This window comes from Ramlibacter rhizophilus (assembly GCF_004681965.1).
Taxonomy (GTDB): Bacteria; Pseudomonadota; Gammaproteobacteria; order Burkholderiales; family Burkholderiaceae_C; genus Ramlibacter; species Ramlibacter rhizophilus.
The window spans coordinates 229,625-251,988 of the sequence record NZ_SMLL01000006.1 but is presented as its reverse complement, the minus strand read 5'-3'; the positions used below and the strand labels follow the sequence as shown (position 1 = coordinate 251,988).

Sequence of the window (22,364 nt, the reverse complement as noted above, 5' to 3'; positions counted from 1 at the left end):
CCCGGGCTCCTTTTCTCTTGGGAACGCCATGGACACACTCACCCAGCCCCGCCGCGTCGAGCGGCTCGTCACCGGCCAGGCCACGCAGGACGGCGCCGGCGTGAAGCTCACGCGCGTGCTCACGCAGGACCTGCAGCGCCGGCTCGATCCCTTTCTCATGCTGGACAACTTCGCCAGCGACGACCCGGACGACTACGGCGCGGGCTTCCCCAACCATCCGCACCGCGGATTCGAAACCGTGACCTACATGATCGCCGGGCGCATGCGGCACCGCGACAGTGCGGGTCACGAAGGCCTGCTGCAGAACGGCGGCGTGCAATGGATGACGGCCGGCCGGGGCCTCATCCACAGCGAGCTGCCCGAGCAGGAGGAAGGCCTCATGGAAGGCTTCCAGCTCTGGCTCAACCTGCCGTCCGATCGCAAGATGGGCGAGCCCGGCTACCGCGACATCCAGAGCGCCGAGATCCCGGAGTTCGAGCTGCCCGGCGGCGGCCGGGTGCGGGTGATCGCGGGTGAGTCGCACGGCACGCGCGGGGCCGTGCAGCGCGAACGCACCGAGCCGCTGTACCTGGACATCCACCTGCCCGCGGGCGAGGCCGTGTTCCGCCAGCCCCTGCCCGCGCAGCACAACGCCTTCGTCTACGTCTACCGCGGTGCGGTGGAGGTCCTCGACGGCCAGGACTACGGCACCGAGGTGGGCCGCCAGCGCATGGCCATCCTCGCCAACGAGGGCGACGGCGTCGCGCTGCGCGCGAGCGGCTCGCAGGAGGCCCGCCTGCTGCTGATCGCCGGGCGGCCGCTGCGCGAGCCCATCGCGCAGTACGGTCCTTTCGTGATGAACACGCGCGAGCAGCTGATCCAGGCCGTGGAGGACTTCCAGGGCGGACGACTGGGCTGAGGGGCCGGCGGGATTTACACGGCCGAAACCGAGCCGGCACCTGGGGTTCACAGCCGCCGTGGACACTGCCTTCACACCGCCACCCGAAGGCCGTGTTCATCCCAAGGAGAGCCCCGCATGACTTCGATCCGCACTTCCCTCGTCCTGGCCGCGATGATGGCCGCACTGGCCGGCACCGCGCAGGCGCATGCACCCTCGGCCGAGGCGGGACAGCCCCAGGCCGGCCAGCGCGAGGCGCACAGGCATGGCGATCCCGCCCAGCGCCAGGCCCGCTTCACCGAGCGCATGAGCGATCTGAAGCAGAAGCTCCAGATCACCTCGGGCCAGGAGTCGGCCTGGAACAGCTTCGTGGCCGCCATGCAGCCCAAGCCGCGGGGCGAGCGAATGGACCGCGAGGCGCTCGCGAGCCTCACCACGCCGCAGCGCATCGACCAGATGCGCGTGCTGCGCCAGCAGCGCATGCAGGCCATGGACCAGCGTGGCGAGGCCGTGAAGGCCTTCTATGCCGCGCTGTCGGAGCAGCAGCAGAAGACCTTCGACGAACTCTCGGCGCGGCCCCTGCAGCGTGGCCATCGTGGCGGCCCCGGCCACCACGGTCCGCACCGCGGCTGACGCTCCTCAGAAGGGCTGGCTCCAGCGCAGCATCACGATGTCTGCGCCGGGGTTGGGCCGGCGGATGCCGGCATTGGACACGTGCACGGCCCGCAGGCTCAGCTCGCCCGGGCCGACGCTGCGGCCCACGGCGAGCACGTCGTAGAAGTTCAGCCGCGTGCTCATTCGGATGTCCTCGGCCTCGTAGGGCTCGGGGTGCAGCGACAGGCCGATGCCGCCTTCGACGAACCAGGGCGAGGCGCCGGCCGAGGGCCGGAACCGCAGCAGCGGAATGAGCGCGAAGTGCGCACGGTCGGAGCGGCCGGTGAGCGTCGTGGCCCGCCAGTAAGCCACCGACAGTTCGGTGCCGCCGCTGAAGTGGCCGCCCCAGCGCTGCGCCTGCCACGCCCAGTTCCAGCGCAGTCCCACGCCCGCGATGCTCGTGTCGCGCGCGGACCGCCCCACTTCCAGGAAGTAGCCGTCGGGCCGCCACCCGTTGTCCTGCACCTGTGCGACCACGGGCACAGTGAACAGCGAGGCAAGGAGCGCGCAGCAGGCCGTGATCGTGCGAGCCGTGCGATGTCCGGGCGTACGTGGCTGATCCATAGGGCAAGTGTGTCGCGGCCGGCGCGCGCCGTGGCCGAGGCGCCCGGCAGCGGCGCGGAATTGGGCCCGTTCCGGCATGGCGGTGCGGTGCCCACCGTCAACGCACCCTGCCGGCGTCCTACACCGACTCGAAGCAGCCGCGGCTCCCGGGCCCGCAGACAAGCACTTGGCTTGGCGTCCTACAGTTGGCCGAGTGGCCCGTCGGTTGAAATGCAGCACACGACGAACGGAGAACCGATCAGCCGGCCCATGACCGACAGCACGGCCACCCAGCCCATCCTGACCGTGCTCACGGTCAACATCCACAAAGGCTTCACGGTGTTCAACCGCAAGTTCATGCTGCCCGAGCTGCGTGACGCCGTGCGCAAGGTGGGTGCGGACGTGGTATTCCTGCAGGAGGTGCTCGGCACCCACGAGGACCACGGCAGCCGCTTCGCCGGCTGGCCCGAGGCGCCGCACTACGAGTTCCTGGCCGACGAGATCTGGCCGCAGTACGCCTACGGCCGCAACGTGGTGGGCCCCAAGAGCCACCACGGCAATGCGATCATGTCCAAGTTCCCCATCATCCACGACCGCAACCACGACGTGTCCGTGGCCGGTCCCGAAAAGCGGGGCCTGCTGCATTGCGTCCTGCGCGTACCGGGCCAGCCGATCGACGTGCACGTGGTCTGCGCCCACCTGGGCCTGGCCGAGGCGCACCGCCAGCAGCAGCTTGCGCTTCTGTGCGAGATGATCCGCAACGAAGTGCCGGAGAACGCGCCGCTCATCGTCGCGGGCGACTTCAACGACTGGCGCCGGCGCGCCAACGACGTGCTCTGGAAGGGCGCGGGCCTGAAGGAAGTGTTCGTCGATGCCTATGGCGAGCCGGCCCGCACCTTCCCCTCGCGACTGCCGCTGCTGTGCCTGGACCGCATCTATGTGCGCAACGCCTCGGTGCACCTGCCGGTCGTGCTGCCGCGCCGGCCCTGGTCGCACCTGTCCGACCATGCGCCGCTCGCGGCGGAGATCCACCTGTGACGCGCGCGGAGGCCCGGCCGTGAACGACTGGATTCCCGGCAACCGCTTCGAGGTGCTCGAGAACGGCGAGGAGTTCTACCCGCGCGTGTTCGAGGCCATCGCCGCGGCGCAGCGCGAAGTCGTCATCGAGACCTTCATCCTCTGGGAGGACAAGGTCGGCGTGCAGCTGCGCGACGTGCTCGTGGCCACGGCATCGCGCGGCGTGCAGGTGGACCTGACCATCGACGGCTGGGGATCGCCGGATCTGTCCGACGCGTTCCTGGGCTCGCTGACCCGGGCCGGCGTGCGGGTGCACGTCTTCGAACCCGGCCCGCGCTCGACGCGCTGGCGCTTCCTGAACATCCTGCGGCGCATGCACCGCAAGATCGTGGTCGTGGACGGCAGCCTGGCCTTCGTCGGCGGCATCAACTACTCGGCCGACCACCTGGCCGACTACGGCCCGGAGGCCAAGCAGGACTACGCCGTCGAGGTCCGCGGGCCGATCGTCGCGGCCATCCATCGCTTCACGCACGGCGAGCTGGCCAAGGGATTGCGGCAGCAGCGCCGCCGAAGCTGGTGGCGCCGGCGCAAGCACCTGCGCGCGCAACCGGGCGAGCTGCCCCATGCCGGCAAGGCCGAGGCGCAGTTCGTGGTGCGCGACAACGTGGACCACAAGGACGACATCGAGCGCCATTACCGCGAGGCCATCCGCTCGGCCCGCGAGCGCGTGGTGATCGCCAATGCCTACTTCTTCCCCGGCTACCGGCTCGTTCGCGAGCTGCGCCAGGCCGCCCGGCGCGGCGTGGAGGTCCGCCTGGTGCTGCAGGGGCAGCCCGACATGGCCATCGTCAAGACGGCCGCGACCACGCTGTACCACCACCTGCTCAAGGCCGGCGTGCGCGTCTTCGAGTACTGTGATCGGCCGCTGCACGGGAAGGTGGCGCTGGTGGACCGCGAGTGGTCCACCGTGGGGTCGAGCAACCTCGACCCGCTGAGCCTGGCGCTCAACCTCGAAGCCAACGTCTTCATCCGCGACCGCGACTTCAACGCGCAGCTCGCCGCCCGCCTGGAGCGCCTGGTGCAGGAAAGCTGCCGCGAGATCCGGCGGGAGACGCTCGGAAAAGTGCGCGGGCTGGACCTCGTGCGCAGCTACCTGGCCTTCCATGTGATGCGCAAGTTCGCGCGCTGGGCCGACTGGCTGCCCCGCCATGCGCCCAAGGTGCGCACCACCCAGCCCGAGGAGGCCGCAACGCCGCTGGCCAGCCCCGCTTCGCTGGAGGAACAGCGCCCATGAACGCGCCGGCCGACGCCGCGCCGGTCGGCACGGCGCGGCCGGCCTGGGCACGCGTCAAGCGGGCCCTGGCGCTGCTGCTGTTCCTGGTCGTCGCCGTCATCATCGTGCGCTACGCGCGCGGCGTGAAGTGGGACCAGGTCTGGGCCTCCATCACCGGCCTGCCCTGGCAGGTGCTGCTGGCCTGTTCAGCGCTCACGGCCGCCAGCTTCACCCTCTACAGCAGCTTCGACCTGCTGGGCCGCCACTACACCGGGCACAAGCTGCCGACCCGCCGGGTCATGAAGATCAACTTCATCAGCTATGCCTTCAACCTGAACGTGGGCGCCTTCGTCGGCGCGGTGGCCTTCCGCTTCCGGCTCTATTCGCGCCTGGGGCTGAACAACGCCACCATCACGCGGATCATGTCGCTGAGCCTGCTGACCAACTGGCTCGGCTACCTCGTGCTGGCAGGCGCCACGCTGGCGATCGCGCCCCTGCCGCTGCCGCCGGACTGGGGGCTGGACAGCTTCGAGCTGCGCTGGCTGGGTGTCGCGCTGCTCGCCGTGGCGCTGCTGTACATCGGCATGTGCCTGTGGTCGCCGCGGCGCAGCTTCGACATCCGCGGCCACGAGCTGCTGCTGCCGCCGCGCCGCATGGTGCCCCTGCAGCTGGCGATGTCCTGCGCCAACTGGATGCTCATGGGCGCCATCATCTGGCTGCTGCTCGGACGCCAGGTCGCCTACCCCTCGGTGCTGAGCGTGCTGCTGGTGGCGGCCATCGCGGGGGTCATCACCCACGTGCCGGCGGGGCTGGGGGTGCTGGAAGGCGTGTTCGTGGCCCTGCTGTCGCACCGGGTGTCCGAATGGGAGTTGATCGGCGCGATCCTCACGTACCGGGCGCTCTACTACATCGCGCCGCTGCTGCTGGCCGTCGTGCTGTACCTCTGGGTCGAGGCCCGCGCCCCGGCGCGGATACGGCCTTGATCGTCACCGGCAGGAGCCGCGGCGCCGCGGTCATGCGCGAGCGACGCGCCGTGGCGTCGCGGCACATTCTTCGCCAAAGCGTGTGACCTTTTGCTGCGTGGCGCCGGCGCGCGCGATCCGCGTCCCGCCGGTTCCCACAGGGATGTAGGAAGCGGCCGGCGCCACTGTTAAGATCGCCGCGCCGAACCAGGCTCCCGCGTCCTTCCCGCTCCGACATCGATGACCGTCGCCTCCGCAGGCCGCACGCCCGCCACTTTCGAGATCAAGAGCGCCAACCTGCCCCTGGTCTGCCTGCTCCTGAAATCGGACGACCTGGCCGCGCTGGCCTCCGAGCTGCAGGCACGCTTCGGCGACACCCCCGACTTCTTCGACCACGATCCGGCGGTGATCGAGCTGTCGCCGCTGCGCGCCGCCGGCATCGAGACCGCGCCCGATTTCGCCGCGCTGATTCCCCTGCTGCACAGCCTGCGCCTGCGGCCGGTGGCGGTGCGGGGCGGCAGCGCCGCCCAGATGGCCGCGGCCCAGGCCGCCGGGCTGGCCGCCGCCCAGGACCTCGTCATGCCCCGCGAACGGCCCGCCCGCAGCGAAGCGCCCGCACCGCAGGCGCCGGCACCTGCACCCGCGGCCGAAGCCGCGCCCACCAGCGCCCTGGTGATCGACCGGCCGCTTCGCTCCGGCCAGCAGGTGTACGCGCGCGGGCGTGACCTGATCGTCATGTGCATGGTCAACCCCGGCGCCGAAGTCATCGCCGACGGGCACATCCACGTCTATGCGCCCCTGCGCGGCAAGGCCATCGCGGGCGCGCGCGGCAACGTGGACGCGCGCATCCTGTCGCTGTGCCTGGAGCCCGAGTTGATCAGCATCGCGGGCGTCTACCGCACCAGCGACGTGCCCCTGCCACCCGAGGTGCAGTCCCGGCCGACCCAGGTGCGCCTGGTCGGCGGCACCGAGGGCAAGCTCGTGATGGACGCCATCACCTGAATTTTTCCCAGCATCCAACCCACCGAGGAAGTACCTGAACATGGCCAGAATCATCGTCGTGACGTCCGGCAAGGGCGGGGTGGGCAAGACCACCACGAGCGCGAGCTTCGCCTCCGGACTGGCCCTGCGTGGCCACAAGACCTGCGTCATCGACTTCGACGTGGGCCTGCGCAACCTGGACCTCATCATGGGTTGCGAGCGGCGCGTGGTCTATGACCTCATCAACGTCATCCACGGCGAGGCCACGCTCAACCAGGCCCTCATCAAGGACAAGAACTGCGAGCAGCTCTTCGTCCTGGCGGCCTCGCAGACCCGCGACAAGGAAGCCCTCAGCCGCGACGGCGTCGAGAAGGTCCTCACGGACCTGGCTGGCATGGGCTTCGACTACATCGTGTGCGACTCGCCGGCCGGCATCGAGACCGGCGCGCTCATGGCCATGCACTTCGCCGACGAGGCGCTGGTCGTGACCAACCCCGAGGTCTCCTCGGTGCGCGACTCCGACCGCATCCTGGGCATGCTGTCGAGCAAGACCAGGCGCGCCATCGAAGGCAAGGAGCCGATCAAGGAGCACCTGCTCATCACGCGCTACAACCCCAATCGCGTGGACCAGGGGCAGATGCTGTCCCTGGAGGACATCCAGGACATCCTGCGCATCAAGCTGATCGGGGTCGTCCCCGAGAGCGAATCGGTGCTGCAGGCGAGCAACCAGGGCACGCCCGCGGTGCACCTGAAGGGCACCGACGTGGCCGAGGCCTACCAGGACATCGTCGCGCGCTTCCTCGGCGAAGACCGTCCGCTGCGCTTCGTCGATCCGCAGAAGCAGGGGTTCTTCAAGCGCCTGTTCGGGGGGAGGTAAGCAGTGGCGTCGTTCCTCTCCTTCCTGCTCGGTGAAAAGAAGAAGACCGCGACGGTCGCCAAGGAGCGGCTGCAGATCATCCTGGCGCACGAGCGCAGCGGCCGCAACGCCGCCGAGCCCGACTACCTGCCCGCGCTGCAACGCGACCTGGTCGCCGTGATCAGCAAGTACATCAAGATCAACCCGGACGACATCAAGGTGCAGCTGGAGCGCCAAGACAACCTGGAAGTGCTCGAAGTCAAGATCGAGCTGCCGGACCACAAGTAGGCCCGCGGCAGCTTCTCAGCTCGCTGCCTTGAGGGCGACCGCGCCCGCCGCGGCCGCCGCACCGCTCACGACGGCCCCCCAGGCGATGTCCAGCAGCGTGAGGCCCACCGGCCAGTCGCGGATCACGGCCAGGCTGGTGAGGTCGTAGGTGCCATAGGCGAAGGCGCCGAAGAGCGCGCCCAGGAACAGGGCGCGCGTCCAGTCGCCCTCCGAGGGCCAGGCCGCGAAGAAGACCACTCCCGCCGGGTACAGCAGGTAGAAGGCGCCGGCCGCCCACCAGTTCGGCTGTGGCGCCAGCACGTGCGCCATGCCGGCCTCGTACCAGTCGATGGCGATGTGGCGCAGCCAGACATAGTCCAGCAGGCCGAAGGCGAGCAGGGCGGCGAGGTAGGTGAGGGCGGGGCGGCTCATGCGGGCATTGTTGCGCCCCGCCCGTGCCGCAGTGGCCGGCTCGGCTATTCGCTGCGCATCAGCCGCCCGAGGGGCCGTGGCTCTCGCCGGCCTGCGGATTGGCCTGGCGCGACTGGATGCGGTTGTCGCCGCCCACGTGCATCTCGTTGTCGTGCCGGCTCTGGGGCGTGCGCTGGCCTTCGTTCTTCTGCGTCGGCTGCTGCTCGCCCATCTTGTTGTGGTCGTTGCCGTACTTGCCGCGGTGCGGCTCCTGCCGGTCCTGCGCGCTCACGTTCTGCACGCTCTCGCGGCGCTGCTGCTCCTCCTGCTGCGCGGCGCTGCCGACCATCTGCGACTCGGGGTGCTTGTCGCGGTTCTGTTCGCTGCGGAGGAAGTCGTGCTTCTTGCTCATGGGGGCCTTTCCCCGGGCGACCGTGGCCCGGTCCTGATGTCGATGCCCCCATTCTGGACGCGCGTCGCCGGCCGGCTGTCGGACGGTGCCGGGCAGGCCAGGCCCTTTGTGAGCGTTTGTCAACCGCTCGCGGTGGCTCCGCGGCGCCCTACATGCCGAAGGGCCGCACGCCGATGAGCCAGCCGTGCGCCCAGAACGCGAACAAGGCCCAGGCGGCCACGCCCACCAGCAGGGTGGCCGCCGTGGCGCCACCGGAGCCGCGTCCGGCCGGGGCGCCGGCGTCGGGCGCGCGCCGGCGTGCGGAGCGGAAGTCGAACACGGCCCAGAGCAGGAAAGCCCCGAAGAGGACCACGTCCGCCAGCGTGCCGTTGGCCAGCAGGTGTGCCAGCGCCCACAGCTTCACGCCCAGGATCATGGGATGGTGCACCCGGGCGCGGATGGCGTTGCGCGGCACGTAGGCGGCCACCAGCAGCACGAACGCGGGCAGCGTGAGCAGGGCGGCGAGGTGGGCCATGCCGCGCGGCGGCGTCCACAGCACCACCGGGTCCTGGCGGGCCAGGCCGTAGCCCCACACGATGAGGACGAAGCCCACGAGCGCGATCAGGCTGTAGAGCCCCTTCCAGGGGCCCTCGCCCATGCCGGCGACGCGGCGCGTGCGCCAGTCCTCCGCGACGATGCGGACGGAGTGAACGCCCAGGAAGACCACCAGCCCGAGGATCAGGACCACCATGCTTGCGCTCCGACGACGGCGCACCGGGCCGTCCGCCGCGCATCATACGAAGCGCGGCTGGACTTCAATGCGGACCCGGGGACAGGGCGGCCTCGATCTGCGCCGCCGACAGGCCGGCTTCCCGCAGGATCTCGGCGCCGTGCTCGCCCACGGCCGGCGGATGCGCCGAGCGCGGCCGCGCGGTCCAGGGCGCGGCGCCGGGGATGCGCACCAGCGGAACGGGCCCCCAGCCGGGCATCTCGCCCTGGTCCACCAGGTCCAGGCCGTCCGCGGCCTGTGAATCGAGGAAGCCACCGATGTCGCGGACCGCGCAGGCCAGCAGGCCCTGGCCGGCCAGCAGCCCTTCCCATTCCAGCGCGGAGCGTTCCAGCAGCCGCTGCGCCAGCACCTCGCGCATCGCCTCGCCGTGGCGCGCACGCGCCGCAGGGCTGTCGAAGCGCGGGTCCTGCAGCAATTCGGCGCATCCGGTGAGCGTGCACAGCGTGGCGACGTCGCCGGGCGTGCGCACGGCGAGCACCAGCAGGCCGTCGGCGGTGGCGTAGTCACCGGTGGGCACGGTGAATTCGACCTGCGTGGCGCGGCCTTCGCTCAGCACGTGGGAGACGATGCGCGGCGCGAGGAAGGCCGCCATGGCACCGGCCAGGGTCACCTCCAGCGTGGCGCCCTGGCCGCTGCGGAAGCGCCCCAGCAGGGCGCTGGCGATCGCCTGGCTGGCAAAAAGGCCGGTCACCTGGTCGGCCAGCACGATGTTGCGGGTGCGCTGCGGGACGCCCTGGGCGTCTGCGTTCAGGCTCATCCAGCCGCAGTAGGCCTGCGCCACGTGGTCGATCACCGGCCGGCCGCTGAGCGGGCCGCGGCTGCCGAAGCCGTTGATGGAGCAGTACACGAGTTCCGGCCGCTCGGCGCGCAGCGTCGCCGCGTCCAGCCCCAGCCGCGCCACGACGCCGGGGCGGAAGCTCTCCAGCACCACGTCGCAGCCGGCCGCCACGAACCGCGCCGCCTCGCGCGCCGGCGGGTGCTTGAGGTCCAGCGCCAGGCTGCGCTTGCCCACGTTCACCGACAGCCCGGCCGGAACATGGCCGCGCACGGCCTGGCGCTGCAGGCGGATCCAGTCCCCCTCAGGCGGCTCCACCTTGATCACGTCCGCACCCTGCGCCGCCAGCAGCATGGAGGCATAGGGGCCGGCGATGCCCTGGCTCAGGTCGAAGACCCGAAGGCCCTGCAGGGGAAGCATGGGATCGTTCATGGCTCGCGGCAGGGTAGCCCGGCCGCGCCGAGCCGAGCGGCTTGCGCCTGCATGGCGGAACGTCGGAAGACATATCGAAACGGTCGGCTTCGGAAGCTGTGAACGAATTCGGCGCGTCCGAGGCGGGCGTGGCGAAGTCGTTCACAGCTTCTCAGTTCAGCCGCCGTGCGAGCCGCACCAGTTGCGGACCGACCTGCTCCACCAGCCAGGCCTCGTCCAGCCTGCGCTTCTGGAACGAGCAGTTCAGGACGGCCAGCTCGCCCCGGTCCACGCGACCCAGGGGGACCGCCACCGCCTGGACGTCCCCGTACAGCTCGCCCACCGACACGCAGCAGCCCCGGCTCGCGTACTCCGACAGGTTGTGCTGCAGGCGCTCCTGGTGGCGCTCCCATTCCTGGGGCAGCTTGACCCGGACCTGGTTGAGCAAGCTCTCGCGCTCGGCGGCGCCGCAGCCGGCGAGGTAGGCGCGTCCGACGGCGGAGCCGCACAAGGAGTAGGTCAGGCCGACGTCGATGGGGTGCCCCGTGCGTTCGCCGCGCCGCGCCACCTCCACGCACACCATCTCCAGCCGGCTGCGGATGGCGATGGCGACCGAGCCGCCGACTTCCTGCGCCAGCTCCAGCATGGCCGGCCGCGCGCGCTGCCGCACCGAGAGCGTCTCCAGCAACGGGTAGCCCAGCGACAGCACGGCAGAACCCAGTCGGTAACGGCCCGAGTCGAGGTCCTGCGCCAGGTAGCCCATGGCCACCAGGGTGTAGACCAGGCGCGAGACCGTGGGGCGCGGCAGCTTCAGCATCTGCGCCAGTTCCTTGTTGCCCAGCACCGGCTGCTCGGGCGAGAAGCAGCGCAGCAGCTCCATGCCGCGCGCCAGCGTGGTGGCGAACTGGCGGTCGCCCTCGAAATCGGCATAGGCGGCGGGAGTCCGGTAGGCAGCATTCGACATATCGAAATTGTTGCCGATATATCGATTCGCGTCGGGCCGATCGGCGCCTGTCTGCCTAGAGTGGCCCGGACCCTGGAGCCCTTGCCATGCAGACCCCCGAGCTTCCCGTCCACGACATTCCCGCGCTCAGCGGCAACAACGCGCCAGTGCATGAGGAAGACGTGTTCGAGGACCTGGCGGTCATCGGCGAGATGCCGCGCGACTTCGCCGGCCTCTATGTGCGCAACGGACCCAACGCGTTCTTTGCGCCCGGCTGGCGCTACCACGCCTACGACGGCGACGGCATGCTGCACGCGGTCCACTTCGACCACGGGCGCGTGAGCTACCGCAACTGCTGGATCCGCACCGAGGGCCTGCGCGAGGAGCAGGCCGCCGGCCGCACGCTCTGGAAGGGCCTCAAGGAACCCTTCCGCACCGACCGGCCCGACCAGCCGCTGAAGAACACCTCCAACACCGACGTGAAGTTCCACGCCGGCCGGCTGCTGTCCATGTGGTACCGCTCCGGCATGCCCTATGCCGTGGACCCGATGACGCTGGAGACCCTGGGCGTCGCCGACTACGGCGGCGCCGTCAGCCGCATCTCGGCCCACTCGCGGCCGGACGAGCACACGGGCGAGCTGCTGTGGTTCGACTACGCCATGGAGCCGCCCTACATGCGCTACGGCGTCATCGGACCGGACCGGCAGGCGCGCCACGAAATCGAGATCCCGCTGCCCGGTCCCAACCTGCCGCACGACATGGCCGTCACCGAGCGCCACACCATCCTGCACGACTTCCCCCTGCGCCTGGACATGGAAGCGATGGCGGCCGGGCGCTACAAGGTGCGCTTCCACCCCGACGAACCCAGCCGCTTCGCGGTGGTGCCGCGCTATGGCCAGGCCAGCGACATCCGCTGGTTCGAAGCCAAGCCCGGCTACATGCTGCACGTGGTCAACGCCTGGGACGAGGGCGAGGAGGTCGTGATGGTGGGCACGCCCTACCGCCTGTACCACGATGTCCATGGCCGCATCGACGCGCGCCGCCTGGAGCGCACCATCAACCAGCGCCAGCGCGACTTCCTGCTGTACGAGTGGCGCTTCGACCTGCGCAGCGGCCAGACCCGCGAGCGCGTGATCGACGACGTGCTCAACACCGAGTTTCCGGTCATCAACGGCGCCTACCAGGGCCGGCGCAACCGCTGGTCGTACCACATCGTGTTCCCGCCGGGCGGGCGCGAGGAGCCGCGGTTTCCGGGCCTGGTGAAGTACGACCTGCAGACCGGCGGCTACATCGCCTACAGCGCCGGGCCGCAGTACTTCTACAACGAGCCCGGTTTCGCGCCGCGCGACGATCCGCGCTCGGAGGACGACGGCTACCTCGTCACCCTGGCCTGGAACCCGGTGGAGGTGCGCTCGGAGATCCAGGTCTTCGACTGCCTGGGCGCGCGCCTGGCCGAAGGGCCGGTGGCCCGCCTGCCGCTGCCCCGCCGCGTGCCCAACGGCTTTCACGCCACCTACGTGAGCCAGCGCACGCTGGACCGGTGGAAGTGAGGCGCGGCGCGTGATCCTCGTTCCCCCCGAGCGCATCGCGCAGTACCTCGCCCGCGGCTGGTGGGGCGAGCGCACGCTGTCCGAGCTGTTCATCACCACCGCCGAACGCCAGCCCGCGGCCTTCGCCGTCGCCGACCCGCCCAACCGCGCGCAGATCACCGGCGAGGCGGCGCGGCGCTGCACCTGGGGCGAGCTGCTCGCCGACGTGGGCCGCATGGCGGCGTTCCTGCACGCGCAGGGACTGCGCAAGGACGACGTGATCGTCGTGCAGCTGCCCAATGTCGTGGAACTGCATGTGCTGTACCTCGCCTGCGCGGCGCTGGGCATCGTGATCTCGCCCGTTCCCATGCAGTACCGCGCGCACGAGCTCACGCACGTGGTGGCGACCACGCGGGCGCGCATGGCCATCACCGTCGCGCGTTGCGGCTCCCACGAGCCCGCGCGGCACTGGGCCACGCTCGCCTCCCAGCTGCCTTCGCTGGAGCAGCTCTGGGCTTTCGGCCATGCCGTGCCGGACGCCGTCCGCGACCTGGGCGACGCGCTGGCCGCAACGCCCGAGTGGAGCGCAGCGGCCCTGCGGTCACACGGCGAACGTGCCGGCGTGAGCGCCCACGACGTGCTCACCGTCTGCTGGACCTCCGGCACCGAGGCGCAGCCCAAGGGCGTTCCGCGCAACCACAACGAATGGCTGATCGTCGGCCAGTCTGTCGTGGACGCCGGGCAGCTGCAACCGGGCGCGCAGATGCTGATCCCCTTCCCCTTCGTGAACATGGCGGGCGTGTCCACCAGCCTGGCGGCCTGGCTGCTGGTGGGCGGCGGCCTGCACCACCACCATCCCTTCGACATCGAGGTGTTCACCGCGCAGCTGCGCGAGCAGCCCACCGACTACACCGTCGCTGCGCCCGCCGTGCTGCACATGCTGCTCAAGGAGCCGCAGCGCCTGCAGGGCGTGGACCTGTCGCGCCTGCGCCGCGTCGGCTCGGGTGGCGGCCCCCTGCCCGAGGGGCTGGTGGAAGCCTTCGCCGAGCGCTTCGGCGTGGAGGTGGTCAACTACTTCGGCTCCAACGAGGGCGCGGCACTGTCCTCCACCCCCCAGGACGTGCCTGACCGGGCGCAGCGAAGCCGCTACTTCCCGCGCTACGGCGTCGCCGGCTTCGACTGGTCGGCCAGCAACGCGCGCAAGGTGCGCACGCGACTGGTGGACCTGGACACGGGCGAGGACATCGACGCGCCGGGCCGCGTGGGCGAGCTGCGTTTTTGCGGCCCCACCATCTTCAGCGGCTACTTCAACGCGCCCGAACTCACGCGCCGCGCCTTCGACGAGCAGGGCTACTACCGCACCGGCGACCTGTTCGAGATCGCCGGGGACCACGGCCAGTTCCTGCGCTTTTGCGGGCGCCACAAGGACATCGTGGTGCGCGGCGGCATGAACATCTCCTCCGAGGAAGTGGAGTGCCTGCTCATGGCCCACCCCAAGGTGCGCGAGGCCGCCGTCATCGGCGTGCCGGACCCGGTGCTGGGCGAGCGGGTGTGCGCGGTGGTCGCACCCACCGAAGGCGCGCAGCTGGACCTGCCGGAGCTGGTCGAGTTCCTGCGGCGCGTGGAGCAGGTCGCGGCCTTCAAGTGGCCCGAGCGGCTGGTGCTGGTGGACAGCCTGCCGCGCAATCCCCTGGGCAAGGTGCTCAAGCGCGAGCTGCGGCACCTGCACGCCGCGGGAGGCGCTGCGTGAAGCCGGTGCTGCTGCTGGTCCCCGGCATGCTCAACGACCCGGGCGTGTGGGACGAGGTCGCTGCCGCGATGCCCGAGACCGTCGAGGTACGCAGGATGGCCACGCTCACGCAGGACAGCGTGCCGGCGATGGCGCAGGCCGCCTGGGCGCAAGTGGCCGACGTGTCGCCCGCGGTGCCGCTGTTAGTGGCGGGCTTCTCCCTGGGCGGCTACGTCGTGCTGGAGATGCTCGCGAACGCCCCCCGCGCCGTCGCCGGCGTGGCACTGGTCTCCACGTCCGCGCGGCCCGAATCCGCCGAAGGCGCCGCCAACCGCGAGAAGACCATGGCCGCCATGCGCGGCGACTTCGCCAAGGTCGTGGAGGGCATCGTGAAGTGGGGCATGCACGCGCCCTCCCCGGAACTGGCGCAGAGGCTGCGTCGCATGATGCTGGACGTCGGGGCGGCCATCGGCATCGCCCAGACCCGCGCGACCATGGCCCGGGGCGACCACCGTGCCCTGCTGCCCCGCCTGCGCATGCCGGCCAGCGTGCTGTGCGGCGCGCAGGACCGGATCACGCCGCCGGCCCTGTCCGAGGAACTCGCCGCGTTGCTGCCCTCGGGGCGGCTGTCGCGCATCGACCTGGCCGGCCACATGCTGCCGCTGGAGCAGCCCGGGGCCGTGGCCGCGGCCCTGGTGGAACTCCTGGCGCGCGCGAGCGCGCCGGGCCCGACGATCGACAACGACGAAGGAGACAAGTGATGGACAAGCGAACCTTTCTGCTCGGCGCGCTGGCGGCCGGTGTCCTGCCCGCGACGGGCCTGCGGGCCCAGGGCTTCCCGGACCGGCCGCTGCGCGTGGTGGTGCCTTTCGCGCCCGGCAACACGCTGGACGCCGCCATGCGGCAGGTGGCCGAGGAGTTCAAGAAGAACACCGGCCAGCCCATCGTGGTGGACAACAAGCCGGGCGGCGGCGGCGCCGTGGCGGCGAACTCGGTGGCCAATGCCGCCCCCGACGGCTACACCCTGCTGATGACGAACAGCAGCATGCTCAGCATCAACCCGCACACCTACAGCAAGCTCTCCTATGACCCGGACGGCTTCAAGCCCGTGGGCGGCTTCCTGGGCGCCTCGCTCGCCATGGCCGTGAACGCGGACAAGGTGCCGGCGAACAACCTGCGCGAGTTCGTGGCCTGGGCCAAGTCGCAGCCCAAGGGGAGCGTCTCCTACGCGTCCTTCACGCCGGGCGGCTCCTCGCACTTCGCAGGCGTCATCCTCAATCGCCAGACCGGCATGGACATGCTGCACGTGCCCTTCAACGGCACGCCGCCGGCCGTGCAGAACCTGCTGGGCGGCCAGGTGCACGCGGCCTTCCTGCCGCTCCTGGCGGTCAAGCCGCACGTGGAGGCCGGGCGCGTGAAGATCATCGCCATCAGCAGCCCGCAGCGCTCGGCCCTGGTGCCGCAGGTGGCCACCTTCACCGAACAGGGCGTGCCCGAGCTGGAAATCTACGTCTGGTCGGGCCTGGCCGTCCCGGGCGCCACGCCGGAGGCGGTGGTCAAGCAGCTCAACACCGAGTTCAACAAGGTGATCGGCTCGCCGGGCATCCGCGACAAATGGCGCCCGCTGGACTTCGAGCCCATGGCCATGAGCCCGGCCGAATTCGACAAGTACGTCAAGGCCGACAGCAAGCGCTGGGGCGAGGCGGTGAAGCTCTCGGGCTTCAAGGCTGCCGAATGACGCCACGCGACCTGCTCGCCCGGCTGCAGGTGCCGGTGGTGGCGGCGCCGATGTTCCTGGTGTCCGGGCCCGAGCTGGTGGTGGCCGCCTGCCGGGCCGGCATCGTCGGCGCCTTCCCCACGCCCAACGCCCGGCCCATCGAGGTGCTGGAGCGGTGGCTGGAGGACATCACCGCGGGCCTGGACCGGGCCCGCGACGAGCAGCCTGAGAACACCATCGCACCCTGGTGCGCCAACCTCGTGACGCATTCGTCGAACATGCGGCTGCCCGAGGACCTGCGCCTGGTCGGACGCTACCAGCCGCCCCTGGTGGTCACCGCGCTGGGCAGTCCGCGCCCGGCCATCGAGACGGTGCACGGCTACGGCGGCCTGGTGCTGGCCGACGTGACCACGCTCGCCCTCGCCCGCAAGGCCGTGGAGGCCGGCGCCGACGGCCTGGCCTGCATCTGCCACGGCGCGGGCGGCCACACCGGCGCGCTCTCGCCTTTCGCCTTCGTGAGCGCGGTGCGCGAATTCTTCGACGGCCTGGTCATCGTGGGCGGTGCGATCAGCGACGGCTGGGGCGTGGCCGGTGCCATCGCCGCCGGCGCGGACCTGGTCTACATGGGCACCCGCTTCATCGCGGCCCGCGAAAGCCTGGCCGACGCGGCCTACAAGCAGATGCTGGTGGACTCCAGTGCCTCGGACATCGTCGTCAGCGCCGGCCTGACCGGCACGCCCGCGAGCTGGCTCAAGCCCTCGCTGCGGGCCAACGGCATCGACCCCGAGCAGCTGCCCGCCACGCCGCCGCCGCGCAGCTACGACAGCAGCGACGTGGAGAAGACCAAGCGCTGGCGCGACATCTGGGCCGCCGGCCAGGGCGTGGGCGCGGTCAAGTCGGTGCAGCCGGTGGCGCAGATCGTGCGCGAGCTGCGCGAGGAGTACCTGGCCGCCGGAGAACGCTTCCAGCGCCGGCTGGCCCGCGGCACCGCCGCCATCGACATGCAGGAGAGCGTCCATGAGTGAACCCGTCTACCTCCTCGGCGGCGTGCAGACCGACTTCGCCAAGGTCTGGTCGCGCCAGGGCCAGGACCTCTCGGACATGATGCGCGAGGCCACGCTCGGTGCACTGGAAGCCAGCGGCCTGCACGCGCAGGACATCCAGAGCGTGCACGTGGGCAACGCCTTCGCCGAGCTGCAGCGCCAGCAGGCGCACCTGGGCGCGATGGTGCCGCAGGTGGTGCCCCAGCTGTGGGGCGTGCCGGCCATGCGGCACGAGGGTGCCTGCGCGTCGTCTTCGCTCGCCGCGCTGGCGGCCATGGCGGAGATCGAGGCCGGCCGCTACGACTGCGTGCTGGTGCTGGGCGTGGAGGAGTTCAAGAACCTCTCGGGCAACGAGGCCAGCGTGAACCAGAACGCCGCCGCCTGGCAGGGCCACGAAGGCTTCGACTGCACCTTCATGTGGCCAGCCGCCTTTGGCCGCGTGGCGCAGGCCTACGAGCAGCGCTTCGGCCTGGACCGCCGCCACCTGAACCGCATCGCTGAAATCAACTACGGCAACGCGAAACGCAACCCGCTGGCCCAGACGCGCCACTGGCGCTTCGACGAACGCAGCTTCACCGACGACGACGAGGCCAACCCCGTCATCGAGCCCGGCACGCGGCGCCAGGACTGCGGCCAGATCACCGACGGCGCCTGCGCCATCGTGCTGGCCTCGGGCCGCTTCGCCCAGGCCCACGCACGGCGCACCGGCCGGCGCATCGAGGACATCGCACGCATCAGCGGCTGGGGCCACCGCACGGCCGGCCTGCGCCTGCTGGACAAGCTCGAACGCAGCGAGGGGCAGCCCTACGTCTTCCCCCACATGCGCCAGGCGCTGGAGGATGCCTGGCGGCGCGCGGGCGTGTCCGGCGTCGAGGCGATGGACGGCGTGGAGACGCACGACTGCTTCACCACCACCGAATACGCGGCCATCGACCACCTGGGCCTCACGCCGCCGGGCCAGAGCTGGCAGGCGGTGGAGGACGGCACCATCGCCCCGGGCGGGCGCTGTCCGGTCAACATGAGCGGCGGCCTCATCGGCTGCGGCCATCCGGTGGGCGCCACCGGCGCGCGCATGCTGCTGGACGCGGCACGGCAGGTGAGCGGCCAGGCCGGCGACTGCCAGATCGAGGGCGCCCGGCGCATGCAGACGCTGAACATCGGCGGCTCCTGCGCGACGGTGGTGAGCTTCGTGGTGGAAGGCGGTGCGGCCTAGGCTCCTGACCAATTTAGGACCAATCGACGGCGCCCCGCGCCACGGCCGAGCCTGCCCTGTGCTGCAGGGGAAACCCTGCGTCCTCGCTCCTGCGACGTGAGATACGATCGACCACATTGGTCCAAGTGGTCCACGTATCTAACCAATCTGGAGGAGTTCCCTTGCGCATCGCCACCTTCACCCATGACGGCCGCCGGCAGGTGGGTATCGTTTCGCCGGACGGGCAGCAGCTGCGTCCCTTCAAGCTCGCGCCCGAGCAGGCCGCCCTGGGCGCGCAGCTGCTGGTCGAAGCGCAGGTGCGCGGCGAGCCGCTGCCCGAGACCGGCGCGCCCATCGACATGTCGGCGGTGCGCCTGGAAGCCCCGCTGCCGCGCCCGCGCCGCAACGTGTGGTGCGTGGGCCGCAACTACCACGCCCACGCCAAGGAGCTGGCCGGTTCGGTTTTCAAGAACAACGCGGCCAACCCCATGGAATGGCCCATCGTGTTCACCAAGGTGCCCGAATGCGTGGTGGGGCCCACCGACACGGTGAAGCTGCCGGGCGCCGACGTGTCCGACCAGATCGACTACGAGGCCGAACTGGCCCTCGTCATCGGCAAGGGCGGCAAGAACATCACCAAGGCGGACGCGCTGTCGCACATCTACGGCTACACCATCGTCAACGACGTGACCGCCCGCGACGTGCAGATGCGCCACCAGCAGTGGGACATGGGCAAGTCCTTCGACACCTTCTGCCCCATGGGCCCGTGGATCGTCACCGCCGACGAGCTGGACGGCACGCGCACGCAGGTGCGCTGCCACGTCAACGGCGAGCTGCGCCAGGAAGCCGGCACCGAGAACCTGATCTTCGACATCCCCACCCTGATCGAGACCATCTCGCGCGGCATCACCCTCTATCCCGGTGACGTCATCGCCACCGGCACGCCCGCCGGCGTGGGCATGGGCTTCCAGCCGCCGCGCTACCTGCGAAGCGGCGACGTCGTCCGCGTCGAGGTGGACGGCATCGGGTTCATCGAGAACCGCTTCGAGTGATTCGCTTCGCACCGCTACAACCAGGAGACACGATGAAAGTACGTTCCGCCCTTCGCTTCGCCGCAGCCGCGGCCCTGTGCCTGTCCGGCGCCGCCGCCATGGCCCAGGCCACGGACTTCCCCAGCAAGCCCGTGAAGATGATCGTTCCCTTCCCGCCCGGCGGCCTGGCCGACACGGTGGCCCGCCCGGTGGCCGAGGCCATGTCGCGCGAGCTGGGGCAGCCGGTGGTGATCGAGAACAAGGGCGGCGCCGGCGGCGGCATCGGCATGGCCCAGGCGGCCAAGTCGCCCGCCGACGGCTACACGGTTCTGATGGCCCTGTCGTCCTACAGCGTGCTGCCCGAGGCCGACAAGGTGCTGGGCCGCCCGCCCATGTACACCTACGACGCCCTGCGGCCCATCGCCCGCTACACGGCCGATCCCACGGTGCTGGCCGTGCGCGCCGATGCGCCCTGGAAGACGGTGAAGGACTTCGTCGAGGATGCCCGCCGCCGCCCCGGCGCGATCAACTACGGCTCCTCGGGCAACTACGGCACCATGCACGTGCCCATGGAAATCCTGGCGCAGCAGACCGGCACCAAGCTCACGCACGTCCCCTTCACCGGCGCCGGCCCGGCCGTCGTCGCCCTCTTGGGCGGCCAGGTGGAAGCCCTGTCCACCGGGCCGGCCACGGTGCTGCAGCACGTCAAGGCGGGCAAGCTCAAGGTCCTGGGCCACTGGGGCACGCAGCCCCTGCAAAGCATGCCGGACGTTCCGTCGCTGAAAGACGCGGGCTATGACGCCACCTACGCCCAGTGGTCGGGCCTGTTCGTTCCCGCGGGCACGCCCGAGCCGGTGGTGCAGAAGCTGCGTGCCGCCGCCAAGGCCGCGGCGGAGGACCCGAAGGTCAAGCAGGTGATCCTCGCCGCCGGCAGCCCCATCCAGTACCAGGACGCACCGGCCTTCGACCAGTACGTGCAGGGCGACGTACGCCGCATGTCGGACGTGGTCAAGAAGATCGGCAAGGTCGACTGAGCCCACGAAGCGCCACGCCGCCCGGTGCCGGGCGCGTGGCTCAAGATTCACGCCAGGCCGCCGACATCCAGGGGAAGTCCGGGAAAACCCGGGCGCCCTCCCTGGAATCGGATCACCCCATGACCTGGCTGAACCATCTTTCCGTGCGCGCCAAGCTGGCCGCGCTCGTCGCCATCCTCGCCCTGGGCATGCTGGTCGTCGCCGGCGTGTCCCTCTGGAGCATCCAGCGGGCGGTCGCCGCCGGCCACGGCATCCTGCGCTCCGAACTGGGCACCACCCAGGACCTGGGCAATGTGCGCGCGGGCATCGCCAACATGCGCCGCTACGTGACCGCCCGCTCGGCGCGCCGCATCGAACACCTCTCGGCCCTGGAACGCCAGGCCACCCGGCTCACGGTGGGCATGACCGCCTGAGCAGGCGGTGAACGCGGCGCGCCGGGTCGCCACCGGGGACCTGGGCGTGCCCATCGTGCCCGTGGGTCGCGACGAGACGGCGCAACTGCTGTCCGCGCTGCGCGACATGCAGGGCGCGCTCGTGGAGGTGGTTCGCACGGTGCGCGACAACGCAGAGAGCGTGGCCAGCGCCACCGAGCAGGTCGCGCAGGGCAACCACGAGCTGTCCGCGCAGACGCAGCAGCAGGCGAGCGCACTGCAGCAGACGGCCGCTTCCATGGTGGCCCTAGGCGCGACGGTGCGCGGCAACGCCGACAACGCGGCGCAGGTCAGCGAGTTCGCCCGCGGCGCCTCCGACACCGCCGAACGCGGCGGCGCACTGGTGGGCGAAGTGGTGACGGCCATGCAGGACATCCGCGGCGCCTCGACCAAGGTGGCGGACATCGTGGCCGTGATCGACGGCATCGCCTTCCAGACCAACCTGCTCGCGCTCAATGCGGCCGTCGAGGCGGCACGCGCGGGCGACGCCGGCCGGGGCTTCGCCGTCGTAGCCGGTGAAGTGCGGCAGCTCTCCCGGCGATGCGCCGACGCGGCCCGCGAGATCAAGGCACTGATCGTCACCAGTGGCGAGCGCGTGGAGCAGGGCGTGGTGCTCGCGAAGCGGGCCGGCGCCAGCATGCAGGACATGGTCGCGTCCATCCAGCGCCTGGCCACCACCGTGGGCGAGATCAGCGCATCGGCGGCGCAGCAGAGCACGGGCGTGGGAGAAGTGCGCGATGCGGTGGCTACCATGGACGAGGTCACGCAGCGCGGTGCGGCGGCGGTGGAAGAATCGGCAGCGGCGGCCGAGAGCCTGCGCGCGCAGGCCCGGGCGCTGGTCGGCGCGGTGGGGCAGTTCAGGATCGATGCGGCGCCACCGCTCGCGCCGGCCTCCTGAGACCCGCCGTCGCCGGTTCAGTTTCGAAAGCTGCCCGGTGCCTTCATGGGCGAAGTCCAGCGGGACAAGGCCCACCGGATGGAATACAGCACCATCAGCGTGCCCACCAGGTCGCCCACCACCATGGCCACGAACCCACCGGCCAGTCCCGGCTTGTCTTCCCAGGCGATGTACACATGGTGCAAGGCGGGGCTGGCCACCGAGTACGCCACGGCCAGCACCAGCAGGCGCGTCGGACTCAGGTTCTGCAAGGAGGCCTGCAAGCCCCAGGCCTGCCGTGCCGCGCGGTAGGTGAGCCAGGGCGCCAGGGCGCTGGCGAAGGCGCCCGCGATCGCACGCGCAGGATCGAGCGGGAAGAAGTAGAGGTGGTTGACGAGCAAGCTGGCCAGCAGCAGCCCGATTCCCCCGGCTTCGGCGAACAGCAGCGTGCACAGCAAGCGAACCCCGGCCGGCAGGTACACCCAGGCGATGCCCGGGGTGTGCTCGAAGACGGCCTTGAACAGCAACGTGTTGAGCACCAGCGTCAGCAGGAAGATGACGACGGTGAGAAGGACGTAGCTCAGGTGAAGGCGCAGGGCGGCCATCCGCATCGGCTCCGACGTAAGCTGG

At 70.8% G+C, this 22,364-nt stretch carries 25 protein-coding genes; 18 read left to right on the top strand and 7 right to left on the bottom strand.

All coding sequences use genetic code 11. The features are described from left to right. The first annotated feature begins 28 nt into the window (after nucleotides 1-28). On the top strand, nucleotides 29-898 hold the full coding sequence (locus EZ242_RS16150; protein WP_135286213.1) for a pirin family protein: 870 nt from the start codon (nucleotides 29-31) through the stop codon (nucleotides 896-898). Nucleotides 899-1,015: 117 nt separating this feature from the next. Then, nucleotides 1,016-1,510 carry a Spy/CpxP family protein refolding chaperone gene (locus tag EZ242_RS16145; protein WP_135286212.1) on the top strand — a complete coding sequence of 165 codons (495 nt, stop codon included), beginning with the start codon at nucleotides 1,016-1,018 and terminating at the stop codon, nucleotides 1,508-1,510. 6 nt (nucleotides 1,511-1,516) lie between these two features. On the opposite strand, the gene EZ242_RS16140 is transcribed toward EZ242_RS16145, so the two are convergent. Further along, nucleotides 1,517-2,095 carry an acyloxyacyl hydrolase gene (locus EZ242_RS16140; protein WP_167784819.1) on the bottom strand — a complete coding sequence of 193 codons (579 nt, stop codon included), beginning with the start codon at nucleotides 2,093-2,095 and terminating at the stop codon, nucleotides 1,517-1,519. Between the two features lie 249 nt (nucleotides 2,096-2,344). Here EZ242_RS16140 and EZ242_RS16135 point away from each other — a divergent pair, with 249 nt between their 5' ends. The 6 genes from EZ242_RS16135 to minE all read left to right on the top strand — a co-directional run bounded on the left by EZ242_RS16135 (nucleotide 2,345) and on the right by minE (nucleotide 7,451). After that, nucleotides 2,345-3,112: an endonuclease/exonuclease/phosphatase family protein gene (locus EZ242_RS16135; RefSeq protein ID WP_135286210.1), complete on the top strand. Its 768-nt coding sequence runs from the start codon at nucleotides 2,345-2,347 to the stop codon at nucleotides 3,110-3,112. Further along, on the top strand, nucleotides 3,081-4,385 hold the full coding sequence (clsB, locus tag EZ242_RS16130; RefSeq protein WP_135286209.1) for a cardiolipin synthase ClsB: 1,305 nt from the start codon (nucleotides 3,081-3,083) through the stop codon (nucleotides 4,383-4,385). The genes EZ242_RS16135 and clsB overlap by 32 nt, the downstream gene beginning before the upstream one ends. Next, complete coding sequence (locus EZ242_RS16125; RefSeq protein ID WP_135286208.1) at nucleotides 4,382-5,347, top strand: lysylphosphatidylglycerol synthase domain-containing protein; 966 nt, start codon at nucleotides 4,382-4,384, stop codon at nucleotides 5,345-5,347. Before clsB ends, EZ242_RS16125 begins: the two co-directional genes overlap by 4 nt. Nucleotides 5,348-5,566: 219 nt before the next feature. Beyond that, nucleotides 5,567-6,328, top strand: coding sequence for a septum site-determining protein MinC (gene minC, locus EZ242_RS16120; protein WP_135286207.1), 762 nt, complete (start codon nucleotides 5,567-5,569; stop codon nucleotides 6,326-6,328). A 40-nt stretch (nucleotides 6,329-6,368) separates the two neighbouring features. Next, nucleotides 6,369-7,184, top strand: a complete 816-nt coding sequence (gene minD, locus EZ242_RS16115; protein WP_135286206.1) for a septum site-determining protein MinD — start codon at nucleotides 6,369-6,371, stop codon at nucleotides 7,182-7,184. Nucleotides 7,185-7,187: 3 nt separating this feature from the next. After that, on the top strand, nucleotides 7,188-7,451 hold the full coding sequence (gene minE, locus EZ242_RS16110) for a cell division topological specificity factor MinE (RefSeq protein WP_135286205.1): 264 nt from the start codon (nucleotides 7,188-7,190) through the stop codon (nucleotides 7,449-7,451). Nucleotides 7,452-7,466: 15 nt separating this feature from the next. On the opposite strand, the gene EZ242_RS16105 is transcribed toward minE, so the two are convergent. From EZ242_RS16105 to EZ242_RS16085, 5 genes are all read right to left on the bottom strand, one after another. Then, entirely contained in the window at nucleotides 7,467-7,862 is a 396-nt protein-coding gene (locus EZ242_RS16105) for a DUF2177 family protein (RefSeq protein WP_135286204.1), read from the bottom strand. A gap of 58 nt (nucleotides 7,863-7,920) precedes the next feature. Then, nucleotides 7,921-8,253 carry a hypothetical protein gene (locus tag EZ242_RS16100; protein ID WP_135286203.1) on the bottom strand — a complete coding sequence of 111 codons (333 nt, stop codon included), beginning with the start codon at nucleotides 8,251-8,253 and terminating at the stop codon, nucleotides 7,921-7,923. Nucleotides 8,254-8,401: 148 nt separating this feature from the next. Then, nucleotides 8,402-8,983, bottom strand: coding sequence for an NnrU family protein (locus tag EZ242_RS16095; protein ID WP_135286202.1), 582 nt, complete (start codon nucleotides 8,981-8,983; stop codon nucleotides 8,402-8,404). A 64-nt stretch (nucleotides 8,984-9,047) separates the two neighbouring features. After that, nucleotides 9,048-10,229 carry a CaiB/BaiF CoA transferase family protein gene (locus EZ242_RS16090; protein WP_135286201.1) on the bottom strand — a complete coding sequence of 394 codons (1,182 nt, stop codon included), beginning with the start codon at nucleotides 10,227-10,229 and terminating at the stop codon, nucleotides 9,048-9,050. A gap of 151 nt (nucleotides 10,230-10,380) precedes the next feature. Further along, the gene (locus EZ242_RS16085; protein ID WP_135286200.1) at nucleotides 10,381-11,172 is read right to left on the bottom strand and encodes an IclR family transcriptional regulator; all 792 of its coding nucleotides are present in this window, start codon (nucleotides 11,170-11,172) and stop codon (nucleotides 10,381-10,383) included. Nucleotides 11,173-11,258: 86 nt separating this feature from the next. Here EZ242_RS16085 and EZ242_RS16080 point away from each other — a divergent pair, with 86 nt between their 5' ends. The 10 genes from EZ242_RS16080 (at nucleotide 11,259) to EZ242_RS16035 (ending at nucleotide 21,755) form a co-directional block, all read left to right on the top strand. Next, nucleotides 11,259-12,701, top strand: a complete 1,443-nt coding sequence (locus tag EZ242_RS16080) for a carotenoid oxygenase family protein (RefSeq protein WP_135286199.1) — start codon at nucleotides 11,259-11,261, stop codon at nucleotides 12,699-12,701. A gap of 10 nt (nucleotides 12,702-12,711) precedes the next feature. Continuing rightward, complete coding sequence (locus tag EZ242_RS16075) at nucleotides 12,712-14,430, top strand: class I adenylate-forming enzyme family protein (RefSeq protein WP_135286198.1); 1,719 nt, start codon at nucleotides 12,712-12,714, stop codon at nucleotides 14,428-14,430. Further along, nucleotides 14,427-15,170, top strand: coding sequence for an alpha/beta fold hydrolase (locus EZ242_RS16070; protein WP_135286197.1), 744 nt, complete (start codon nucleotides 14,427-14,429; stop codon nucleotides 15,168-15,170). The genes EZ242_RS16075 and EZ242_RS16070 overlap by 4 nt, the downstream gene beginning before the upstream one ends. Next, nucleotides 15,170-16,147: a Bug family tripartite tricarboxylate transporter substrate binding protein gene (locus tag EZ242_RS16065; protein WP_240787121.1), complete on the top strand. Its 978-nt coding sequence runs from the start codon at nucleotides 15,170-15,172 to the stop codon at nucleotides 16,145-16,147. The genes EZ242_RS16070 and EZ242_RS16065 overlap by 1 nt, the downstream gene beginning before the upstream one ends. Further along, entirely contained in the window at nucleotides 16,144-17,151 is a 1,008-nt protein-coding gene (locus tag EZ242_RS16060; protein WP_135286196.1) for an NAD(P)H-dependent flavin oxidoreductase, read from the top strand. The genes EZ242_RS16065 and EZ242_RS16060 overlap by 4 nt, the downstream gene beginning before the upstream one ends. Beyond that, nucleotides 17,144-18,382 (top strand): acetyl-CoA acetyltransferase, encoded by a 1,239-nt coding sequence (locus tag EZ242_RS16055; RefSeq protein ID WP_135286195.1) that lies wholly within the window; start codon nucleotides 17,144-17,146, stop codon nucleotides 18,380-18,382. Before EZ242_RS16060 ends, EZ242_RS16055 begins: the two co-directional genes overlap by 8 nt. A 161-nt stretch (nucleotides 18,383-18,543) precedes the next feature. After that, on the top strand, nucleotides 18,544-19,413 hold the full coding sequence (locus tag EZ242_RS16050) for a fumarylacetoacetate hydrolase family protein (protein WP_135286194.1): 870 nt from the start codon (nucleotides 18,544-18,546) through the stop codon (nucleotides 19,411-19,413). A gap of 32 nt (nucleotides 19,414-19,445) precedes the next feature. Continuing rightward, on the top strand, nucleotides 19,446-20,426 hold the full coding sequence (locus EZ242_RS16045; RefSeq protein WP_135286193.1) for a tripartite tricarboxylate transporter substrate binding protein: 981 nt from the start codon (nucleotides 19,446-19,448) through the stop codon (nucleotides 20,424-20,426). Between the two features lie 119 nt (nucleotides 20,427-20,545). After that, complete coding sequence (locus EZ242_RS16040; protein ID WP_135286192.1) at nucleotides 20,546-20,839, top strand: MCP four helix bundle domain-containing protein; 294 nt, start codon at nucleotides 20,546-20,548, stop codon at nucleotides 20,837-20,839. Nucleotides 20,840-20,846: 7 nt separating this feature from the next. Beyond that, the gene (locus tag EZ242_RS16035) at nucleotides 20,847-21,755 is read left to right on the top strand and encodes a methyl-accepting chemotaxis protein (RefSeq protein WP_135286191.1); all 909 of its coding nucleotides are present in this window, start codon (nucleotides 20,847-20,849) and stop codon (nucleotides 21,753-21,755) included. A gap of 17 nt (nucleotides 21,756-21,772) precedes the next feature. On the opposite strand, the gene EZ242_RS16030 is transcribed toward EZ242_RS16035, so the two are convergent. Next, the gene (locus tag EZ242_RS16030; RefSeq protein WP_135286190.1) at nucleotides 21,773-22,339 is read right to left on the bottom strand and encodes a hypothetical protein; all 567 of its coding nucleotides are present in this window, start codon (nucleotides 22,337-22,339) and stop codon (nucleotides 21,773-21,775) included. Nucleotides 22,340-22,364: the final 25 nt, after the last annotated feature.

Bases quoted from the DNA above. Each gene is read 5' to 3' on its own strand.
- EZ242_RS16055 (WP_135286195.1), top strand. From the start codon at position 17,144: ATGAGTGAACCCGTCTACCTCCTCGGCGGCGTGCAGACCGACTTCGCC.
- EZ242_RS16140 (WP_167784819.1), bottom strand. From the start codon at position 2,095: ATGGATCAGCCACGTACGCCCGGACATCGCACGGCTCGCACGATCACG.
- EZ242_RS16090 (WP_135286201.1), bottom strand. From the start codon at position 10,229: ATGAACGATCCCATGCTTCCCCTGCAGGGCCTTCGGGTCTTCGACCTG.
- EZ242_RS16125 (WP_135286208.1), top strand. From the start codon at position 4,382: ATGAACGCGCCGGCCGACGCCGCGCCGGTCGGCACGGCGCGGCCGGCC.
- EZ242_RS16045 (WP_135286193.1), top strand. From the start codon at position 19,446: ATGAAAGTACGTTCCGCCCTTCGCTTCGCCGCAGCCGCGGCCCTGTGC.
- EZ242_RS16150 (WP_135286213.1), top strand. From the start codon at position 29: ATGGACACACTCACCCAGCCCCGCCGCGTCGAGCGGCTCGTCACCGGC.
- EZ242_RS16080 (WP_135286199.1), top strand. From the start codon at position 11,259: ATGCAGACCCCCGAGCTTCCCGTCCACGACATTCCCGCGCTCAGCGGC.
- clsB (WP_135286209.1), top strand. From the start codon at position 3,081: ATGCGCCGCTCGCGGCGGAGATCCACCTGTGACGCGCGCGGAGGCCCG.
- EZ242_RS16105 (WP_135286204.1), bottom strand. From the start codon at position 7,862: ATGAGCCGCCCCGCCCTCACCTACCTCGCCGCCCTGCTCGCCTTCGGC.
- EZ242_RS16030 (WP_135286190.1), bottom strand. From the start codon at position 22,339: ATGGCCGCCCTGCGCCTTCACCTGAGCTACGTCCTTCTCACCGTCGTC.
- EZ242_RS16085 (WP_135286200.1), bottom strand. From the start codon at position 11,172: ATGTCGAATGCTGCCTACCGGACTCCCGCCGCCTATGCCGATTTCGAG.
- EZ242_RS16040 (WP_135286192.1), top strand. From the start codon at position 20,546: ATGACCTGGCTGAACCATCTTTCCGTGCGCGCCAAGCTGGCCGCGCTC.
- EZ242_RS16060 (WP_135286196.1), top strand. From the start codon at position 16,144: ATGACGCCACGCGACCTGCTCGCCCGGCTGCAGGTGCCGGTGGTGGCG.
- EZ242_RS16145 (WP_135286212.1), top strand. From the start codon at position 1,016: ATGACTTCGATCCGCACTTCCCTCGTCCTGGCCGCGATGATGGCCGCA.
- EZ242_RS16095 (WP_135286202.1), bottom strand. From the start codon at position 8,983: ATGGTGGTCCTGATCCTCGGGCTGGTGGTCTTCCTGGGCGTTCACTCC.
- minC (WP_135286207.1), top strand. From the start codon at position 5,567: ATGACCGTCGCCTCCGCAGGCCGCACGCCCGCCACTTTCGAGATCAAG.
- minD (WP_135286206.1), top strand. From the start codon at position 6,369: ATGGCCAGAATCATCGTCGTGACGTCCGGCAAGGGCGGGGTGGGCAAG.
- EZ242_RS16100 (WP_135286203.1), bottom strand. From the start codon at position 8,253: ATGAGCAAGAAGCACGACTTCCTCCGCAGCGAACAGAACCGCGACAAG.
- EZ242_RS16135 (WP_135286210.1), top strand. From the start codon at position 2,345: ATGACCGACAGCACGGCCACCCAGCCCATCCTGACCGTGCTCACGGTC.
- EZ242_RS16065 (WP_240787121.1), top strand. From the start codon at position 15,170: ATGGACAAGCGAACCTTTCTGCTCGGCGCGCTGGCGGCCGGTGTCCTG.